The following is a 16,941-nucleotide window of genomic DNA, read 5'->3' as shown; positions in this document are numbered from 1 at the left end:
CGCCGGGGCGCGGGCCGGCCTGTGGGGGCGCGGGGCGGTGTCGGCAGGCGGCTCCGCCGCTGGGGCGCGACCGGCCACGAACGGCCGCCGGACCCCCGGCACCGCGCCCCTGGGAGACGAAAGAACACGACCCGGAAGTCAGGCAGAGATGCCGTCGATCCGGGCCAAAGCGTCATCCGCGCCATACGGCTGCAAGTAGGGCAACCAGCGCGGATCCCTGTGCCCGGTACCGATGATCCGCCAGGCGAGCCCGGACGGCGGGGCCGGCTTGTGCCGCAGACGCCACCCCAGTTCGACGAGGTGGCGGTCGGCCTTGACGTGGTTGCAGCGGCGACAGGAGGCCACCACGTTGTCCCAGACGTGCTTGCCCCCGCGACTGCGCGGGATGACGTGGTCGACGCTGGTTGCGACGCCACCGCAGTACATGCACCGGCCCCCGTCGCGGGCGAACAGCGCGCGACGGGTGAGAGGAACGGGCCCCCGATAGGGAACCCGGACGAAACGCTTGAGCCGGACCACGCTGGGTGCGGGGACTGTGACGGTCGCGCTGTGCATATAGGCGCCGGATTCCTCCAGGGAGACGGCCTTGTTCTCCAGGACGAGGATGAGCGCGCGGCGGAGCGGTACGACGCCGAGCGGCTCGTACGACGCGTTGAGGACCAGGACATGCGGCACGGGTGCCTCCTTGGGCGTCGGCGGCGCGTGGCTCGCGCCGGGACGATCTGCAGTCAGTCTCCCCTCATGCCTGGTGGAAGCGCCACCATGTGCCGGTAACGGGCTGGGAGTGTTTTCGACCACATCCGATTCATCCCCCGGAACATGGCCGGTTCAAGCCAGGGTGAGCCCCGTCTCTCCTGTGCCCCTCCTTGGCGGATCCGCGTGGGGCACACACAATGCCCCGTTAGTGTGGTGGTCCTGTCCGTCCGGTGACCTTTTCGTGACCTTGAAGACCTTGACCGCCCCACCGGTACGGACCTGCGCAGCACCTTGGAGGTACCTGCCGTGTCGTCCTTGCCCGCCGTCCTGCTGGCCGCCGGTGCGTCGCCGACCCCGTCCCCCTCTCCCTCCGGATCGACCGAGCCGGCCGTGCCGTCGCTCCAGGACGCCCAGCAGAGCGCGACGAACGCGGCGAGCTGGGTCGAACAGAACTGGTCGACCTGGCTCGCGATGGGGCTGCAGATACTGCTCGTCGTGGTCGTCGCGGTGGCGCTGCGCGCGGTGGTGCGGCGGGCGATCACCAAGCTGATAGACCGGATGGGCCGCACCGCCGAGGCCGTGGACGGCACGGCGCTGGGCGGGCTGCTGGTCAACGCCGAGCGGCGGCGGCAGCGGTCGGCGGCGATCGGGTCGGTGCTGCGCTCGGTGGCGAGCTTCCTGATCATGGGCACCGCCGCGCTGATGGTGCTGTCCACGTTCAGGATCAACCTGGCGCCGCTGCTGGCGTCGGCCGGTGTGGCCGGTGTGGCGATCGGTTTCGGCGCCCGCAACCTGGTCACGGACTTCCTCTCCGGCGTGTTCATGATCCTGGAGGACCAGTACGGCGTCGGTGACGTGGTCGACGCGGGGGTGGCCACCGGTGAGGTGATCGAGGTCGGGCTGCGCGTGACCAAGCTGCGCGGCGCGGCCGGCGAGATCTGGTACGTGCGCAACGGCGAGGTCAAGCGGATCGGCAACCTCTCCCAGGGCTGGGCGACGGCCGGGGTCGACGTGACGGTCAGGGCGAGCGAGGACCTGGACCGGGTCAAGGCCACGCTGGACGACGTCGCCGAGCACCTGAGCAAGGAAGAGCCCTGGAACGAGCTGCTGTGGGGGCCGGTCGAGGTGCTCGGCCTGGACTCCGTGCTGATCGACTCCATGGTGGTGCGGGTCTCGGCGAAGACGATGCCGGGCAAGGCGCTGACGGTCGAGCGGGAGCTGCGCTGGCGGATCAAGCGGGCGTTCGACCGGGCGAGCATCCGCATCATGGGCGGTGCGACGTCCGTGGAGGACGCGGAGGACGCCCCCGACCCGACGGCCTCGGTGGCGGCGCCCTCGGTGTACGCCAACGCGGACTCCGCGCAGTCGGCGGCGACGGCACCCATCGCCGCCCAGCGGCCGGCGCCTCCGGCGAAGTAGAAGCAGCGGAACGGTTCGGCACACACGTTCGAGTGAACAGGTGGGGCATCCCGGCGCGCGGTGCGCACGGGGTGCCCCATCGTTCTGCACGGGGCGCCCGGCGTGGGCTTAGCCTGGCATCAGTGCGACGAGGAGAACCCGGTCCTCCCTGGTGACGACCCCACCGAGGCGTACTACGGCACCGACACCAAGGTGACCCTCGGCGACCCGCTCCCCCTCCCCGCCCCTTACCCCACCCTCGACACCACCCCCTTCCTCGACGACTGAACCTCCGACGCCCCCGCCCCGGGACAACAACTCCGTCGCCTCGGGGCCGCTGTCTATTGACGCCCCCTTCGTCCTGGGCTTACGTTCCTCGCACCGCGATAGGAAACTTTCCTAACAGTGATCTTCCCGCGGCCGGTGATCAAGGCTGGACGCCACGCCCGGGTCACTGAAAAGCTGGGTGGCTGGAAAGGCAGGTGTCGAACTCCATGGCAGGAACCGCCGGTACGCCGGGCACCCCGCGCGTGCTGCGCGCCATGAACGACCGTGCCGCACTCGACCTCCTGCTGGAACACGGCCCGCTCTCGCGCACCCGGATCGGCAAGCTCACCGGCCTGTCCAAGCCCACCGCCTCCCAGCTGCTGGCCCGGCTGGAGGCGGCCGGACTGGTCCGGGTGACCGGCACCAGCGAGGGCCGGCCGGGCCCCAGCGCCCAGCTGTACGCCGTCAACCCCGCAGTCGCCCACGCCGCCGGGCTCGACGTCACCCCCGACCGCATCCGCGCCGCCGTCGCCGACATCACCGGCCGGACGGTGGGCGAGTTCGAGCTGCCCACACCCGGGCGGCACCCCGCGCAGCCCGTCGTACGGCAGGTCACCGACGCGCTCGACGGCGCCGTGAAGGCCGCCGGGCTCGCCCGGTCCGACGTGCACCGGCTGGTCATCGGCACGCCGGGCGCCTTCGACCCGAACACCGGGCGGCTGCGTTACGCCTCCCATCTGCCCGGCTGGCACTCCCCCACCCTGCTCGACGAACTCGCCGCGGCCCTGCCGATGCCGGTCGAGTACGAGAACGACGTCAACCTCGCCGCCCTCGCCGAACAGCGGCTCGGAGCCGCCCGGGGCCACGAGGACTTCGTGCTCCTGTGGAGCGAGGAGGGCCTCGGCGCCGCCCTGGTCCTCGGCGGCCGGCTGCACCGCGGCTGGACCGGCGGCGCCGGCGAGGTCGGCTTCCTGCCGGTGCCGGGCACACCTCTGGTGCGCCAGGTGGCCAAGGCCAACAGCGGCGGCTACCAGGAGCTGGCCGGCTCCCAGGCCGTACCGAAGCTGGCCCGGGAACTCGGCATCGAGGACGTGCCGCCGGGGCCGCACACCGAGGTCGCCGCCGAACTCGTCGCCCGTGCCGCCGACCATGCGAGCGGCCCCTACCGGGAACTGCTGCGGGCCTACGCGACCCGGCTCGCCACCGGCCTCGCCTCGCTCGTCTCCGTCCTCGACCCCGAACTCGTCGTCCTCAGCGGCGCCGCCCTGACGGCCGGCGGCGAGGTGCTGCGCGGCCTCGTCCAGGCCGAGCTGGAGGAACTCGCCGCGGCCCGCCCCCGGCTGCTCGTCGGCGACGTCCACGAACACCCCGTCCTGCGCGGCGCGTTGGAGTCCGCGCTCGTCGCCACCCGCGACGAGGTCTTCGACACCTCGCGCTAGAGCGCCCCGCCCTCTCTCACCCACTCCGCCCCCTGGGAGACCTCGCCATGCCCGAAGTCATACCTTCCACTGCCCGGAAAGCGGCTTTTGCCCTGACTGCGTCCCTCGCCCTGTGCGCCACCGCCTGCACCGGGCAGACGGGCTCGGGTGCCACCGACGACGCCTCGAAGGACACGACGATCAACTTCTGGCACGCCTGGAGCGCGCCGAACGAGGTGCGGGCCGTCAGGTCGCTGGTCGACGGTTTCGAGAAGGCACACCCCAACATCCACGTGAACGTCGTCGGCAACATGACCGACGACAAGATCAACCAGGCGCTGCGGTCGGGGGGCGGCAAGGCGCCGGATGTGATCTCCTCCTTCACCACCAACAACGTGGGCAAGTTCTGTTCCTCCGGTGCGCTGGTCGACCTCAACCCCTTCTTCAGGAAGTCGGGCATCGACCCGGGGACGACGTTCCCGAAGCCGATGAACGAGTACACCCAGTTCGGCGGAAGCCGCTGCACGGCGCCGCTGCTCGGGGACGCGTACGGGCTCTACTACAACAAGACGGCGTTCGCGAAGGCCGGTATCAGGAACCCGCCGAAGACCTGGTCCGAGTTCGAGGCGGACGCGAAGAAGCTGACGGTCCCGCAGGGCGACGGCTACCGGCAGCTCGGTTTCATGCCGGACTACCACGGCTGGGAATCGACCACCGAGCACTACTTGGGGCAGTTCTCGCCGACCTACTTCGACAAGAACGGCAAGTCGAACGTGGCCTCGGACCCGGCGTTCGAAAAAGGCTTCACACTGCAGAAGAAGCTCGTGGACGAGCTCGGCGGATTCCAGAGGCTGGAGAGGTTCCGGGCCACGCTCGGCGACGAGTGGGGCCCCAAACACCCCTTCCACACCGGCCAGGTCGCCATGCAGCTCGACGGCGAGTGGCGGCTCGGGATGGCGAAGGAGGCCAAGCCCAAGTTCGAGATCGGGGTGGCCCCGCTGCCCGTCCCGGACGACCAGGCCGCCCGCTACGGCAAGGGCTACATCACCGGCACCGTCGCGGGTATCGCCGCGAACAGCCACAAGCAGAACGCGGCCTGGGAATTCGTCAGGTACATCACCACGAACACCGATGCCGTGGTCGGATTCGCCAACGACATCCACAACGTGCCCTCCACCCTGGCGGCCCTGAAGTCCCCGAAGCTGACGTACGACCCGCGCTTCAAGACCTTCCTCGACATCGCCGCCGACCCGGACTCCACCACCTCCCCCGCCTCCGTCAACGGCGGCCAGTACCTGGTGACGATCCAGCAGCTCGGCTACGACTACGAGAGCGGCAAGGTCACCGATCTGAGGGCCGGCCTGGAGAAGGCGGCCGCCCAGATCGACACGGACATCGCGCAGGCGCGGTGATGAGCGCCCTCACCCTCGCGTCGAAACGCCGGCGCTCGGCCCTGCGCACCCTCGCCTTCATGTCGCCGTGGCTCATCGGCTTCGCGGTCTTCTTCGCCTATCCGCTGATCTCGACGGTCTATTTCTCCTTCATGCACTACGACGGCTTCCGGCCACCGACGTGGAGCGGCGGGAAGAACTGGGCGTACGTCTTCGAGCACTACCCCCTGTTCTGGCCCGCCCTGCGCAACACGCTGTGGCTGGTGCTGGTGATGGTGACCCTCCGGGTGGTCTTCGGGCTCGGTGTCGGCCTGCTCATCACGAAGATCAAGACCGGTACGGGGCTCTTCCGCACCCTGTTCTACCTGCCGTACCTGGCCCCGCCGGTCGCCGCGACCATGGCCTTCGCCTTCCTGCTCAACCCCGGTACCGGGCCGGTCAACTCGATCCTGGAGAAGGCCGGCGTCCCGGCGCCGGGCTGGTTCAACGACCCCGCCTGGTCCAAGCCGGCCCTGACCCTGCTGGCCCTGTGGGGCATCGGCGACCTGATGGTCATCTTCATGGCCGCGCTGCTGGACGTGCCGGCCGAGCAGTACGAGGCCGCCCAACTGGACGGCGCGTCGGCCTGGCAGCGCTTCCGGTACGTCACGCTCCCGAACATCGCCCCGATCGTGATGTTCGCCGTCGTCACCGGCGTGATCCAGACGATGCAGTACTACACGCAGCCCCTGATCGCCGGGAAGGTCGCCTCGGGCGTGATCCAGGGCGCGGGCACCCAGTTCGAGCCCGGCTACCCCGACAAGTCCACGCTCACCCTCCCCCAGCTCGTCTACAACCTCGGCTTCCAGCGCTTCGACTACGGATCCGCGTGCGTCGTGGCCCTGGTGCTCTTCGCCCTGTCGACGGCGTTCACCGCACTGCTGATGCGGCGCCGGGGCGGCCTCATCCAGGCAGGTGACTGACCATGACCCAGGTACTGGACCAGCCGGTGAAGCCGGCGCCCCCGCTCGTCTCCGGCGCCGAGCGCACAGCCCGGCGCCGGGCCCTGCTGGAGTGGATCGCGCTCCACTCGCTCGGCGTCGCCGCCGCGCTGTTCTTCACCCTGCCCTTCGTGTTCGTGTTCCTCACCTCGCTGATGAGCGACACCCAGGCGCTCAGCCGGGATCTGGTCCCGCACACGTGGGAGTGGGGCAACTACGCGAAGGTGTTCGACACGCCCGGCTTCCTGACCTGGTGGAGGAACACCCTGGTCTACGCGGGCCTCGGCACGGCCCTGACCGTGGTGTCGTCCGTCCCCGTGGCGTACGCCCTCGCCAAGTTCCGCTTCCGGGGCCGCGACCTGTCGCTCATGCTGGTGATCTCGATGATGATGCTGCCCCCGCAGGTGGTCGTCATCCCGATGTACCTGTTCTGGGCGAAGCAGCTCGACCTGTCCGGCACGCTGTGGCCGCTGATGATCCCGATGGCGTTCGGCGACGCCTTCTCCATCTTCCTGCTGCGCCAGTTCCTGATGACGATCCCGAACGAGTACCTGGACGCGGCGAGGGTCGACGGCTGCGGCGACCTCGGAACCCTGCTGAAGGTCGTCCTGCCGATGGCCCGCCCGGGCATCGCGGCCGTCGCCCTCTTCCAGTTCTTCTACGCCTGGAACGACTACTTCGGTCCGCAGATCTACGCGTCCGAGAACCCCGGCGCCTGGACCCTGTCCTACGGCCTGGAGTCCTTCAAGGGCGCCCACCACACCGACTGGAACCTCACCATGGCCGCGACCGTGCTGGTCATGGCCCCCGTGATCCTCGTGTTCTTCTTCGCCCAGAAGGCGTTCGTCGAAGGCGTCACGCTCACCGGAGTGAAGGGTTAACCCGTACATGAAACTCACCGTGGTCGGCGGAGGCTCGACCTACACCCCCGAACTCATCGACGGCTTCGCCCGCCTCAGCGACACCCTGCCCCTGGAGGAACTCGTCCTCGTGGACCCGGCCGCCGACCGCCTGGAACTGGTCGGCGGCCTGGCCCGGCGGATCTTCGCCAGGCAGGGCCACACCGGCCGGATCGTCACCACCGCCGACCTGGACGCGGGCGTCGACGGTGCCGACGCCGTGCTCCTCCAGCTGCGAGTCGGCGGGCAGGCGGCCCGCCAGCAGGACGAGACCTGGCCGCTGGAGTGCGGCTGCGTCGGCCAGGAGACCACCGGCGCGGGCGGGCTGGCCAAGGCGCTGCGCACGGTCCCGGTCGTCCTCGGCATCGCCGAGCGGGTGCGCCGCGCCAACCCGCGCGCGTGGATCATCGACTTCACCAACCCGGTCGGCATCGTCACCCGCGCCCTGCTGCAGGCCGGGCACCGGGCGATCGGCCTGTGCAACGTGGCGATCGGCTTCCAGCGGAAGTTCGCGGGCCTGCTCGGCGTGGCCCCGGCCGAGGTGCACCTCGCCCACGTCGGCCTCAACCACCTCACCTGGGAGACGGGAGTGCGGCTGGGCGGCCCGGAGGGGGCGAACGTCCTGCCCGGGCTCCTGGCCGAGCACGGCGACGCCATCGCCGACGACCTCCGGCTGCCGCGCCCCCTGCTGGACCGCCTGGGCGTGGTCCCCTCCTACTACCTGCGCTACTACTACGCCCACGACGAGGTCGTACGGGAACTGCGCGGCAAGCCCTCCCGCGCCGCCGAAGTGGCCGCCATGGAGCGGGAGCTGCTGCGGATGTACGGCGACCCGGCCCTGGACGAGAAGCCGGCGCTGCTCGCCCGACGGGGCGGCGCCTACTACTCGGAGGCGGCCGTGGACCTGGCGGCGGCGCTGCTCGGCGGGGGTGGCAGCCCGTACCAGGTGGTGAACGCCGCCAACCGGGGCACGCTGCCCTTCCTGCCCGACGACGCGGTGATCGAGGTGCAGGCGGCGGTCGGCCCGAAGGGCCCCGCCCCGCTGCCGGTACCCGAGCCGGACCCGCTGTTCGCCGGTCTGATCGCGAACGTCACGGCGTACGAGGACCTGGCCCTGGAGGCGGCGCTGCGCGGCGGACGCGACCGCGTCTTCCGCGCCCTGCTCGCCCACCCGCTGATCGGCCAGTACGCCTACGCCGACACCCTCACCGACCAGTTGATCGCTCACAACCGGGAGTACCTCGCGTGGGCCTGACCGCATCCGAGCCCGGCAGTGTCCTCGCGGTGGACGCGGGCAACAGCAAGACCGACGTGGCCGTGGTCACCACCGCCGGGGACGTCCTGGCCACGGCCCGCGGCGGCGGCTTCCGGCCGCCCTCGGTGGGGGTGGCGGCGGCGCTGGACGTGCTGGCCGAGCCGGTCACGCGGGCCTTCGCGGACGCGGGCGTCACCTCGGTGGCACAGGTGTCGGCCTGCCTGGCCAACGCCGATCTGCCCGTGGAGGAACAGCGGTTGGCGACCGCGCTGGAGGAACGCGGGTGGGGGGCGTCGGTGGAGGTGCGCAACGACACCTTCGCGATCCTGCGGGCGGGGGTCGCCGAGCCGCGCGGGGTGGCCGTGGTGTGCGGAGCGGGCATCAACTGCGTCGGCATGCGCCCCGACGGCCGTACCGCCCGCTTCCCGGCCATCGGCCGTATCTCCGGTGACTGGGGCGGGGGCTGGGGGCTGGCCGAGGAGGCCCTGTGGCACGCGGCCCGCGCGGAGGACGGCCGGGGCGGGCCGACCGCCCTGGCCCGCACCCTGCCCGCGCACTTCGGCCTGCCGACGATGTACGCGCTGATCGAGGCGCTGCACCTGGAGCACGTCGACCACGACCGCCGGCACGAGCTGACCCCGGTGCTCTTCGCGACGGCCGCCGGGGGCGACGCGGTGGCCCGCGCGATCGTCGCCCGGCTCGCGGAGGAGGTGGCGGTGATGGCCACGGTGGCGCTGACCCGCCTGGATCTGCTCGACGAGCGGACGCCGGTCCTGCTCGGCGGCAGCGTCCTGACGGCCGGGCACGCCCAGCTCGACGACGGCATCCGCGCCGTGCTGGCGGCTCGTGCCCCGAAGGCCGACGTCCGTGTGGTGACGGCGCGCCCGGTCCTCGGCGCGGCCCTGCTGGGCCTGGACCGGCTGGGCGCGGGAGCGACGGCGCGGGAGCGGGCGCGCGGGTACTGGGAGCTGTCCGGAAAGCACCACTGACCGGAAGAAGCTGGTTTGCGCACAAGATCGTCCGGAGTCCGTCCCGTCCGCGAACCGGGACGGCTAGCTTCGCGCAGGTCTGCACCAACCGCCAAGGGAAGGACAGCCTGTGTTCCGACGTACAGCAGCAGCCGGCCTGGCCGCGATCGCGGCGCTCGTGGGACTCGCCGCAGGGCCCGCGAGCGCCGCGACCGGGGCGGGCGCCGACCCGTCGACGCTGAAGGGCCTGACCCTGACGTCGTCGAGCAACGGCCGCAACCTCGACGTCCAGAACGGCAACACCGGCGACGGCGTCTTCCTCGTCACCAACTCCGCCCCCGGTCACCACCAGGGCTGGAGCGCGAACCTCACCGGCGCCGACGGCTCCTTCACCCTCGTCAACGACGCCACCGGCAAGTGCGCGGACGCCGGCCTGCCGCTCAGACAGCAGCCCTGTGACGGCCGGACCACGGAACGCTGGTTCTTCCAGCCGGTCACCGGCACCCCCGGCGCCTTCATGATCCGGAACGCCCGCGACAGCAAGTGCCTGGACGTCTGGTACGACGCCCGGTACGACGACGCGTGGACCGACACCTACGACTGCAACGGCACCCGGGCCCAGCAGTGGCGGCTGCCCGCCGGCGCCCAGGACGCCGCCGTCGCCGCGGCCGTCGACCACGCGGCGGCACGCTGTGTGAAGGACACCTCCAGCTGCTCCTGGCGCACCCGGTCCCAGGCCCCGGCGGCGCCGCTGCCGAAGAAGTGCGTCTCACCGGTCTGGTACAACGGCACCTCGGCGCCGGTGCCGTGGACGTTCACCATGGCCAGGCACACCGGCTGGACCTCCACGCTCGGCTTCACCTTCGGCGCCTCGCTCGGCGCCGGCGGGGCGTCCCCGGTCACCGCCCAGGTCAGCCAGCAGATCACCGGCAGCGTCTCGCAGAACCTCGTGGAGGACCTCGGCAACAGCCTCACCGTCACCGTGCCGCCGCGGCAGTACGGCTGGGTCGCCCTGTCGGAGCTGGCGACCAACGTCACCGGCACCTGGACGTTCGACGTGAACGGCTACGCCTGGACCGCCGACGACACCCTGACGGTCCCGCTGCGCACCGACGGCCAGGGCGGCGCCAGCATCTACCTCGCGCAGACCAGCGACACCTTCACCAGCTGCGGCAGCGGCGACTGAGCGGCCGGCGGGGCGGATCGGTTCCCCGGTCGGGCGCGCGCCCGCCGGGCCGGGGAACCGATCCGCCGTGACCGGCGTGTTCCTGTGCAGAGGGTGGTGCGCCGGACGCCGCGCGCCGTCGGGCACACTGCGATCCGATCAAGATCCAGTGAAGGCCGGTGCGGATGTCGGTCCGCGCGGTGATACTTGGCGGCGAACGGATGACCATGGGGGAGGTCAAGTGACACACCCGCCGAAGAGCGCAGCACCACCCGTGGTGGGCCCGGGTGCGTCCGCCGCCCCCGGCATCCCCGCACAGGCCCCCCGGCCGGCCCCCCTCGGCTCCCCCGCGCCGCCCGCCCGGCGGACCGCCTTCGCCGAGGGTGCCGACCGGCTGCGGGCCGCGGCGACCACCGAGCCGGGGCGGCTGCGGATCATCGGTGCCGTCCTGGCGCTGCTGGTCGTGGCGTTCGGCGCGGTCACCGCCTGGCAGGCCAGTGAGCGGGCGGCCGCCGCCGACGACGTGCTGCACCGCAGCCAGCCGCTCAGTTCGGGCGCCGCCGACATCTACCGTTCGCTGGCGGACGCCAACACGGCCGCGTCCAGCGGGTTCCTGGCCGGTGGCCAGGAACCGGCCGCCGCCCGGGACCGGTACGAGAAGGACATCCGGACCGCCGCCGCGGGGCTGGTGACCGCCGCCGCCAACGCCGAGCCGGGCTCGGCCTCCGAGGCGACGATCGCCAAGCTGAACAAGCTGCTGCCCGAGTACAAGGGGCTGGTCGAGCGCGCCCGGACGTACAACCGGCAGGGCTATCCGGTCGGCGGCGCCTATCTGCGCTACGCCAACGAGAAGATGCAGCAGGAGATGCTCCCGGCGGCGGAGGACCTCTACACCAAGGAGAACGCCCGGCTCGACGCCGACTACGCGGACGCGACACCGTATCCGTGGATCGCCATCGCGCTCGGCGTGCTCGCGCTGGCGGCGCTCGGCTGGGCCCAGCGCCGTTCGTACCGGCGCACCCACCGCGTCCTCAACCACGGCCTGGTGGCCGCCAGCGCCGTCACCGCCGCCGCCCTGCTGTGGCTCGTCATCGGGCACGCGGTGGCCCGCTCCGAGCTGAACGGCTCCTACGACCACGGCGTCCGCTCCCTGACCGTGCTGCACGACGCCCGGATCGCCTCCCTGAAGGCACGCGGCAACGAGAACCTGAGCCTGGTGGCGCGCGGCGCCGAGACCATCACGGTGGGCGGGAAGACGTACGACGCCTACTACCACGACTTCGACAAGGACATGGCCGTGCTCGGCGACGGGCTGACCCGGGCTCAGAAGCTCGCCGACGACCAGGGCGGCCGTACGCCGGTGAAGGCGGCCGTGGGGAACATGGCGGTGTGGAAACAGCGCCACGCCGCGGCCCGCGCCGAGGACGAGAACGGCAACTACCAGCAGGCACTGGACAAGGTCATCGGTGCGAAGGGCGCCACCGGTGAGTGCTTCGACAGCGTCGACAGCAATCTCGCCCGGGCGATCGACCACGAGCAGGGCGAGTTCCAGCGGGCCGCCGGGGACGGACGGGACGCCATGGCGGGGGTGCCGGTCGGCGCGGCCGTGCTCGTGGTGCTCGGCGCGGCCGGCGCGGTGTCCGGCATCGGACGCAGACTCTCGGAGTACCGGTGACAGGGGGCATGACGATGTACGCGGCACGTGCACGGTCCTCCCTGCGGGGCTGGGGCGGGGTCGGCGCGATGGCGGTGCTGTGCGCGCTGGCGCTGGCGTTCGTCCTGCTGCTGCCCCGCATCCAGCAGACCCCGCGGCCGGCGGGGCGGACCGGTCAGGCCGTCGCCCACGGGGTGCAGGCCCGCGCCGGGGACTGCAAGGACTCCGAGGCGCAGGACCGGACGCTGTCGCCGTCCGGCGCGGACGGGCCGGCCATCGACGCGATCAAGGCCCGTACGGGCGCCCGGCGCAAGCTGATCGTCGGGGTCGACCAGAGCAGCTACCACTGGGGCTACCGCAACCCGAACACCCAGGGCGCGGAGCTGGAGGGTTTCGACATCGACCTGGTGCACCGGATCGCGCAGGACATCCTCGGCGACCCGGACGCGGTGCAGTTCAAGGCGATACCGACCAGCCAGCGGATCTCCGCGATCCAGGACGGGCGGGTGGACATGGTCGTCCGGACCATGACGATCACCTGTGAACGGCTCCAGCAGGTGGCGTTCTCCGCTCCCTACTTCAAGACCGGCCAGCAGGTCCTCGCGCCCAAGTCGTCGTCCGTCACGGGCTACAACGGCACCCTGGCGCACAAGCGGATCTGCACGGCGGCCGGTTCGACGGCGCACACCAAGCTGGACGCCGACCAGAAGGCCGGCTCCCTGCCCGCGTCCACCGACCTCTCCACCACCGTCCCGAACCAGCTGGACTGCCTGGTCAGGCTGCAACTCGGCGAGGTGGACGCGGTGGTGACCGACGGCGCGCTCGCCGCGAGCCAGGCCGCGCAGGACCCGACCGTCGAGCTGAAGGGCGCGGCGTTCACGACCGAGTACTACGGCGTGGCGATGAAGCAGGACGCCTCCGATCTGGTACGCCGGGTCAACCGCGTTCTGGTGGGCTACCGCACCAGCGGCTGGCAGGCGTCGTACGACATGTGGCTGTCGGCGACACTGGGGAAGGATCCGAGCGCGTCCAAGCCGCCCGCGCCGCGGTATCTGCGGACGAGTTGAGCCACATCCGACCGGAACACTTGAGCGCAGCGAGAGGTGATCGATGGGCGTCACGGACCCCGCCGGGCCGGTGATGGACCGGGACGAGGTGGACCGTGCGCTGGCGCGGCTCGGCCAGGAGCACGAGGCGATCGAGACCTCGCTGCTGGCGCTGCAGGACCACGCGGGCCGCAGACTCCTCGAAGGCGCCGAACTGACCGGCGTGACCCGGGAACGCTGGCAGACGACGGAGGCGCGGATCACCCTGCTGTGGAGGTACTTCGACGCCTACGCGGACACGTTGCGCTCCGCCCGCGAGATCCGTACCCGGCGCCGCTGGGCCAGTCGCGAGGACCTGGTGGAGCTGACCGGGCTGCTGCGCGGCGAGTCGGTGACCGTCGCCGGGAGCGGCACGCTGAGTGAGTCGTTCTCGCTGGCCGGCCTCGTGGACCGGATGAACGAGCTGTACGCGACGAGCCTGGACCTGGTCGTCACCGCCGACGCGGTGTGGTCGGCGCTGCCCGCGCGGATCGATTTACTCGCCGCGGAACTCCAGCGCACCCGCAAGCTCGCGCACTCCGTCGGCGTGCGCCCCGGCGAGCACCCCTCCGGTGACGACCTGGAGCGGATCACCCGCACGCTGACCAGGCTGCGCGAGGACGTCATCTCGGACCCGCTGGCCTTCTGGGTGCCGGCCGAGGGCAGTTCGGCGCCCGGCGGCGGCCGTCCGGACACCACGGTGTACGACCGTGAGGCGCGCGCCCTGGAGGACGTGCGCCGGGAGATCGACGCCGTGCTGACGGTCCGGCAGGACGCGGAGGCCCGGCTGATCCGGCTGCGGGACGTGCTCTCGCGCGCCGACCGCACCCTGGCCGAGGCCCGCACCGCGCGCGGCGAGGTGCTGGCGAAGATCGCGGCGACCGAGGTGCCGGTGGTCAGCGGTCCGCCGACCGTGCTCCAGGAGCAGCTGGCGACGGCGGCCGAGTACCGCAGGCAGGCGCAGTGGCACCGGCTGTCCCCACTGCTGGAGTCGCTGGAGCAGAAGGCCGAGGACGAACTGCTGCGCGCCCGCGAGTCGTTGACGGCGGTGACCGCGCCGCTCGCGGTGCGCGCCGAGCTGCGCGGCCGGCTGGACGCGTACAAGGCGAAGGTCGCCCGGCACGGGCTCGCCGAGGACCCGTTCCTGGTCGAGCGGTACGACGCGGCCCGGCGGATGCTGTGGAGCGCGCCCTGCGACCTGCGGGTGGCCGAGCAGGCCGTGCTGCGCTACCAGCAGCTGGCGGCCGAGCTGCTCGGCGGCACGGGAACGCCGCAGGACCGTAAGGGGGACCAGGCATGAGCCAGCCGGGGCAGAGCTGTCAGCGGCCGGACTGCGAGGGGTCGTACGAGGACGTCGGCGGCGGCGAGCTGTACTGCGACACCTGCGGTCTCGCCCCGGTCGTGTCGGCGAGCGGGATGGTCGGCTCACCGGCGACCGGCGTGACCAGGGGGGCCGCGGACAGCGGCAGTTCCCGCAGCAGCTCCCGTACGTCCTCGCAGTCGTCGAAGTCGCGCCGCTCGGTGTCGGGCCGGCTCTCGCGGTCCCTGTCGGGCCGGTCCAGCGGGCGCTCGGTGTCGGTGCGCAGCTCCGGCTCCTCCGCCGGCACCTCCACGCGCGGGCGGCTCGGCGCCGGGCTGGTGAACGTGCCGCAGGTGCCCCGGCCCGACCCGCGCGCCATGGTGCTCGACCACCCGGAGGTGCCCGAGCGGAAGCGGTTCTGCTCGCGGTCCGACTGCGGGGTGCCGGTGGGCCGGGCCCGGGGTGACCGGCCGGGGCGCACGGAAGGTTTCTGCACCAAGTGCGGGAACCCCTACTCCTTCGTGCCGAAGCTGAAGGCCGGGGACGTGGTGCACGGCCAGTACGAGGTCGCCGGCTGTCTCGCGCACGGCGGGCTCGGCTGGATCTACCTCGCCGTGGACCGGGCCGTCTCCGACCGGTGGGTGGTGCTCAAGGGCCTGCTGGACACCGGCGACCAGGACGCGATGGCCGCGGCGATCTCCGAGCGGCGCTTCCTCGCGGAGATCGAGCACGCCAACATCGTGCGGATCTACAACTTCGTGGAGCACCTCGACCAGCGCACCGGCTCCCTCGACGGCTACATCGTCATGGAGTACGTCGGCGGCAAGTCCCTGAAGGAGATCGCCAACGCCCGCCGCGCGCCCGACGGCCGCCGCGATCCGCTGCCGGTGGAGCAGGCCTGCGCGTACGGCATCGAGGCCCTGGAGGCGCTGGGTCATCTGCACAGCCGCAACCTGCTGTACTGCGACTTCAAGGTCGACAACGCCATCCAGACCGAGGACCAGCTCAAGCTGATCGACATGGGCGCGGTGCGCCGCATGGACGACGAGGAGTCGGCGATCTACGGCACGGTCGGCTACCAGGCGCCGGAGGTCGCCGAGGCCGGCCCGTCGGTGGCGAGCGACCTGTACACGGTGGGCCGTACGCTCGCCGTGCTCACGTTCGACTTCCAGGGCTACACGAACGTGTACGTGGACTCCCTGCCCGACCCGGACACCATCGACGTCTTCCGCCGCTACGAGTCCTTCTACCGGCTCCTCGTCCGCGCCACCGACCCCGACCCCGCCCGCCGGTTCGCCTCCGCGCAGGAGATGGCCGAGCAGCTGACGGGCGTGCTGCGCGAGGTGGTCTCCCTGCAGACCGGGCAGGCACGGCCCGCCCTGTCGACGCTGTTCGGGCCCGAGGTGAGGGTCGTGGACCGGGAGCTGTTCCCCCGGCTGGACGGCGACGTCTCGCTGCTGGGGGCGCGGGAGACGCGGGGCCGGAAGCGGACGGCCGCGGCGCCGGCCACGTCGCCGGCCGCTCTCGTCAAGCCCGTCGACAGCCCCGCCACCGCGCTCGCCCTGCCGGTCCCGCTGGTCGACGCGGGCGATCCCAACGCCGGCTTCCTCGCCGGGCTGCTGGCCTCCGCCCCGGCCGAGCTGATCGCCGCCCTGGACGCGGCGCCCGCACAGACCGTGGAGACCCGGCTGCGGCAGATCCGCGCCCGGCTGGAGAGCGGCGACCACCAGACCGCGCTGATGAGCCTGGCCAAGCTGGAAGAGGAACGGCCCGACGACTGGCGGGTGGTGTGGTACCGGGGCGTGGCCGCCCTGGTCACCGGCGACTTCGAGGGCGCCGCGCTCTCCTTCGACGCGGTCTACGACGCCTTCCCCGGGGAGGCCGCGCCCAAGCTGGCGCTCGGCCTGTGCGCGGAGGTGCTGGGCCAGCTCGACAACGCGGCCGAGTACTACCACCTGGTGTGGGCGACCGACCCCAGCTATGTGAGCACCGCCTTCGGCCTGGCCCGGGTGCAGCTCGCGGCCGGGAACCGGCACGGTGCCGTGCGCACCCTGGAGTCGGTGCCGGAGTCGTCCATCCACTACACGACCGCCCGGGTCGCCGCCGTCCGGGCACGGCTCAGACAACGCACCGCGGCCGCCGGTGACGTACCGTTTCTGGACGACCTGACGGCCGCCGCCGGGCAGGTCGAGGCGCTGGACGCGTACGGTCTGGACCCGGCGCGGCGCGAGCAGTTGGCCGTGGAAGTGCTCGGTTCGGCGCTGGACTGGATACTCTCCGGAGGCCAGGGCGCCCAGCCCGCCGCCGGCGGACGGGTGCTGCTGGGCAGCGGTCTGGACGAGCGGGGCCTCCGCTTCGGACTGGAGCGCGCCTACCGCATGCTGGCCCGGCTGGCGCCCGGCGGCGAGGAGAGGATCGAACTGGTGGAACGGGCCAACCGTTACCGCCCCCGGACGTGGGTGTAG

Annotated in this window: 15 protein-coding genes; 13 read left to right on the top strand and 2 right to left on the bottom strand. The window is 72.0% G+C overall.

Annotated features, from left to right (window positions below):
• Positions 1-138 precede the first annotated feature (138 nt).
• Positions 139-675 carry an HNH endonuclease gene (locus tag IE244_RS01755; protein ID WP_031160068.1) on the bottom strand — a complete coding sequence of 179 codons (537 nt, stop codon included), beginning with the start codon at positions 673-675 and terminating at the stop codon, positions 139-141.
• 327 nt (positions 676-1,002) lie between these two features.
• Here IE244_RS01755 and IE244_RS01750 point away from each other — a divergent pair, with 327 nt between their 5' ends.
• The 12 genes from IE244_RS01750 to IE244_RS01695 all read left to right on the top strand — a co-directional run bounded on the left by IE244_RS01750 (position 1,003) and on the right by IE244_RS01695 (position 14,476).
• On the top strand, positions 1,003-2,115 hold the full coding sequence (locus tag IE244_RS01750) for a mechanosensitive ion channel family protein (protein ID WP_191870822.1): 1,113 nt from the start codon (positions 1,003-1,005) through the stop codon (positions 2,113-2,115).
• A gap of 102 nt (positions 2,116-2,217) precedes the next feature.
• Complete coding sequence (locus IE244_RS01745; protein WP_191870821.1) at positions 2,218-2,382, top strand: hypothetical protein; 165 nt, start codon at positions 2,218-2,220, stop codon at positions 2,380-2,382.
• 206 nt (positions 2,383-2,588) lie between these two features.
• Positions 2,589-3,800 carry an ROK family transcriptional regulator gene (locus IE244_RS01740; protein WP_191870820.1) on the top strand — a complete coding sequence of 404 codons (1,212 nt, stop codon included), beginning with the start codon at positions 2,589-2,591 and terminating at the stop codon, positions 3,798-3,800.
• A gap of 47 nt (positions 3,801-3,847) precedes the next feature.
• Complete coding sequence (locus IE244_RS01735; RefSeq protein WP_191870819.1) at positions 3,848-5,191, top strand: ABC transporter substrate-binding protein; 1,344 nt, start codon at positions 3,848-3,850, stop codon at positions 5,189-5,191.
• Positions 5,191-6,132, top strand: a complete 942-nt coding sequence (locus tag IE244_RS01730) for a carbohydrate ABC transporter permease (RefSeq protein ID WP_191870818.1) — start codon at positions 5,191-5,193, stop codon at positions 6,130-6,132. The genes IE244_RS01735 and IE244_RS01730 overlap by 1 nt, the downstream gene beginning before the upstream one ends.
• A 2-nt stretch (positions 6,133-6,134) precedes the next feature.
• Entirely contained in the window at positions 6,135-7,031 is an 897-nt protein-coding gene (locus tag IE244_RS01725; RefSeq protein ID WP_191870817.1) for a carbohydrate ABC transporter permease, read from the top strand.
• Positions 7,032-7,038: 7 nt separating this feature from the next.
• Positions 7,039-8,304, top strand: coding sequence for a 6-phospho-beta-glucosidase (locus IE244_RS01720; RefSeq protein WP_191870816.1), 1,266 nt, complete (start codon positions 7,039-7,041; stop codon positions 8,302-8,304).
• Complete coding sequence (locus IE244_RS01715; RefSeq protein WP_191870815.1) at positions 8,295-9,293, top strand: N-acetylglucosamine kinase; 999 nt, start codon at positions 8,295-8,297, stop codon at positions 9,291-9,293. The genes IE244_RS01720 and IE244_RS01715 overlap by 10 nt, the downstream gene beginning before the upstream one ends.
• Before the next feature lie 109 nt (positions 9,294-9,402).
• The gene (locus IE244_RS01710) at positions 9,403-10,458 is read left to right on the top strand and encodes an RICIN domain-containing protein (RefSeq protein WP_191870814.1); all 1,056 of its coding nucleotides are present in this window, start codon (positions 9,403-9,405) and stop codon (positions 10,456-10,458) included.
• Between the two features lie 220 nt (positions 10,459-10,678).
• Positions 10,679-12,112 carry a GlnX family signal transduction membrane protein gene (locus IE244_RS01705; protein WP_373305697.1) on the top strand — a complete coding sequence of 478 codons (1,434 nt, stop codon included), beginning with the start codon at positions 10,679-10,681 and terminating at the stop codon, positions 12,110-12,112.
• A 14-nt stretch (positions 12,113-12,126) separates the two neighbouring features.
• Entirely contained in the window at positions 12,127-13,158 is a 1,032-nt protein-coding gene (locus IE244_RS01700; RefSeq protein WP_191870813.1) for a glutamate ABC transporter substrate-binding protein, read from the top strand.
• A 43-nt stretch (positions 13,159-13,201) separates the two neighbouring features.
• Entirely contained in the window at positions 13,202-14,476 is a 1,275-nt protein-coding gene (locus IE244_RS01695; protein ID WP_191870812.1) for a coiled-coil domain-containing protein, read from the top strand.
• 19 nt (positions 14,477-14,495) lie between these two features.
• Here the strand turns inward: IE244_RS01695 and IE244_RS43375 are convergent, their stop codons facing one another.
• Positions 14,496-14,855: a hypothetical protein gene (locus tag IE244_RS43375; RefSeq protein WP_444545071.1), complete on the bottom strand. Its 360-nt coding sequence runs from the start codon at positions 14,853-14,855 to the stop codon at positions 14,496-14,498.
• On the opposite strand from IE244_RS43375, the gene IE244_RS01690 reads away from it, so the two are divergent.
• Positions 14,830-16,941, top strand: coding sequence for a serine/threonine-protein kinase (locus tag IE244_RS01690; protein ID WP_444545070.1), 2,112 nt, complete (start codon positions 14,830-14,832; stop codon positions 16,939-16,941). The two genes, IE244_RS43375 and IE244_RS01690, sit on opposite strands and share 26 nt — an antisense overlap.

Source organism: Streptomyces filipinensis, assembly GCF_014649495.1.
In the GTDB taxonomy this organism is placed as follows: domain Bacteria; phylum Actinomycetota; class Actinomycetes; order Streptomycetales; family Streptomycetaceae; genus Streptomyces; species Streptomyces filipinensis.
Note: the sequence above shows the minus strand (reverse complement) of the source record. Positions and strands in the feature narration are given on the sequence as shown.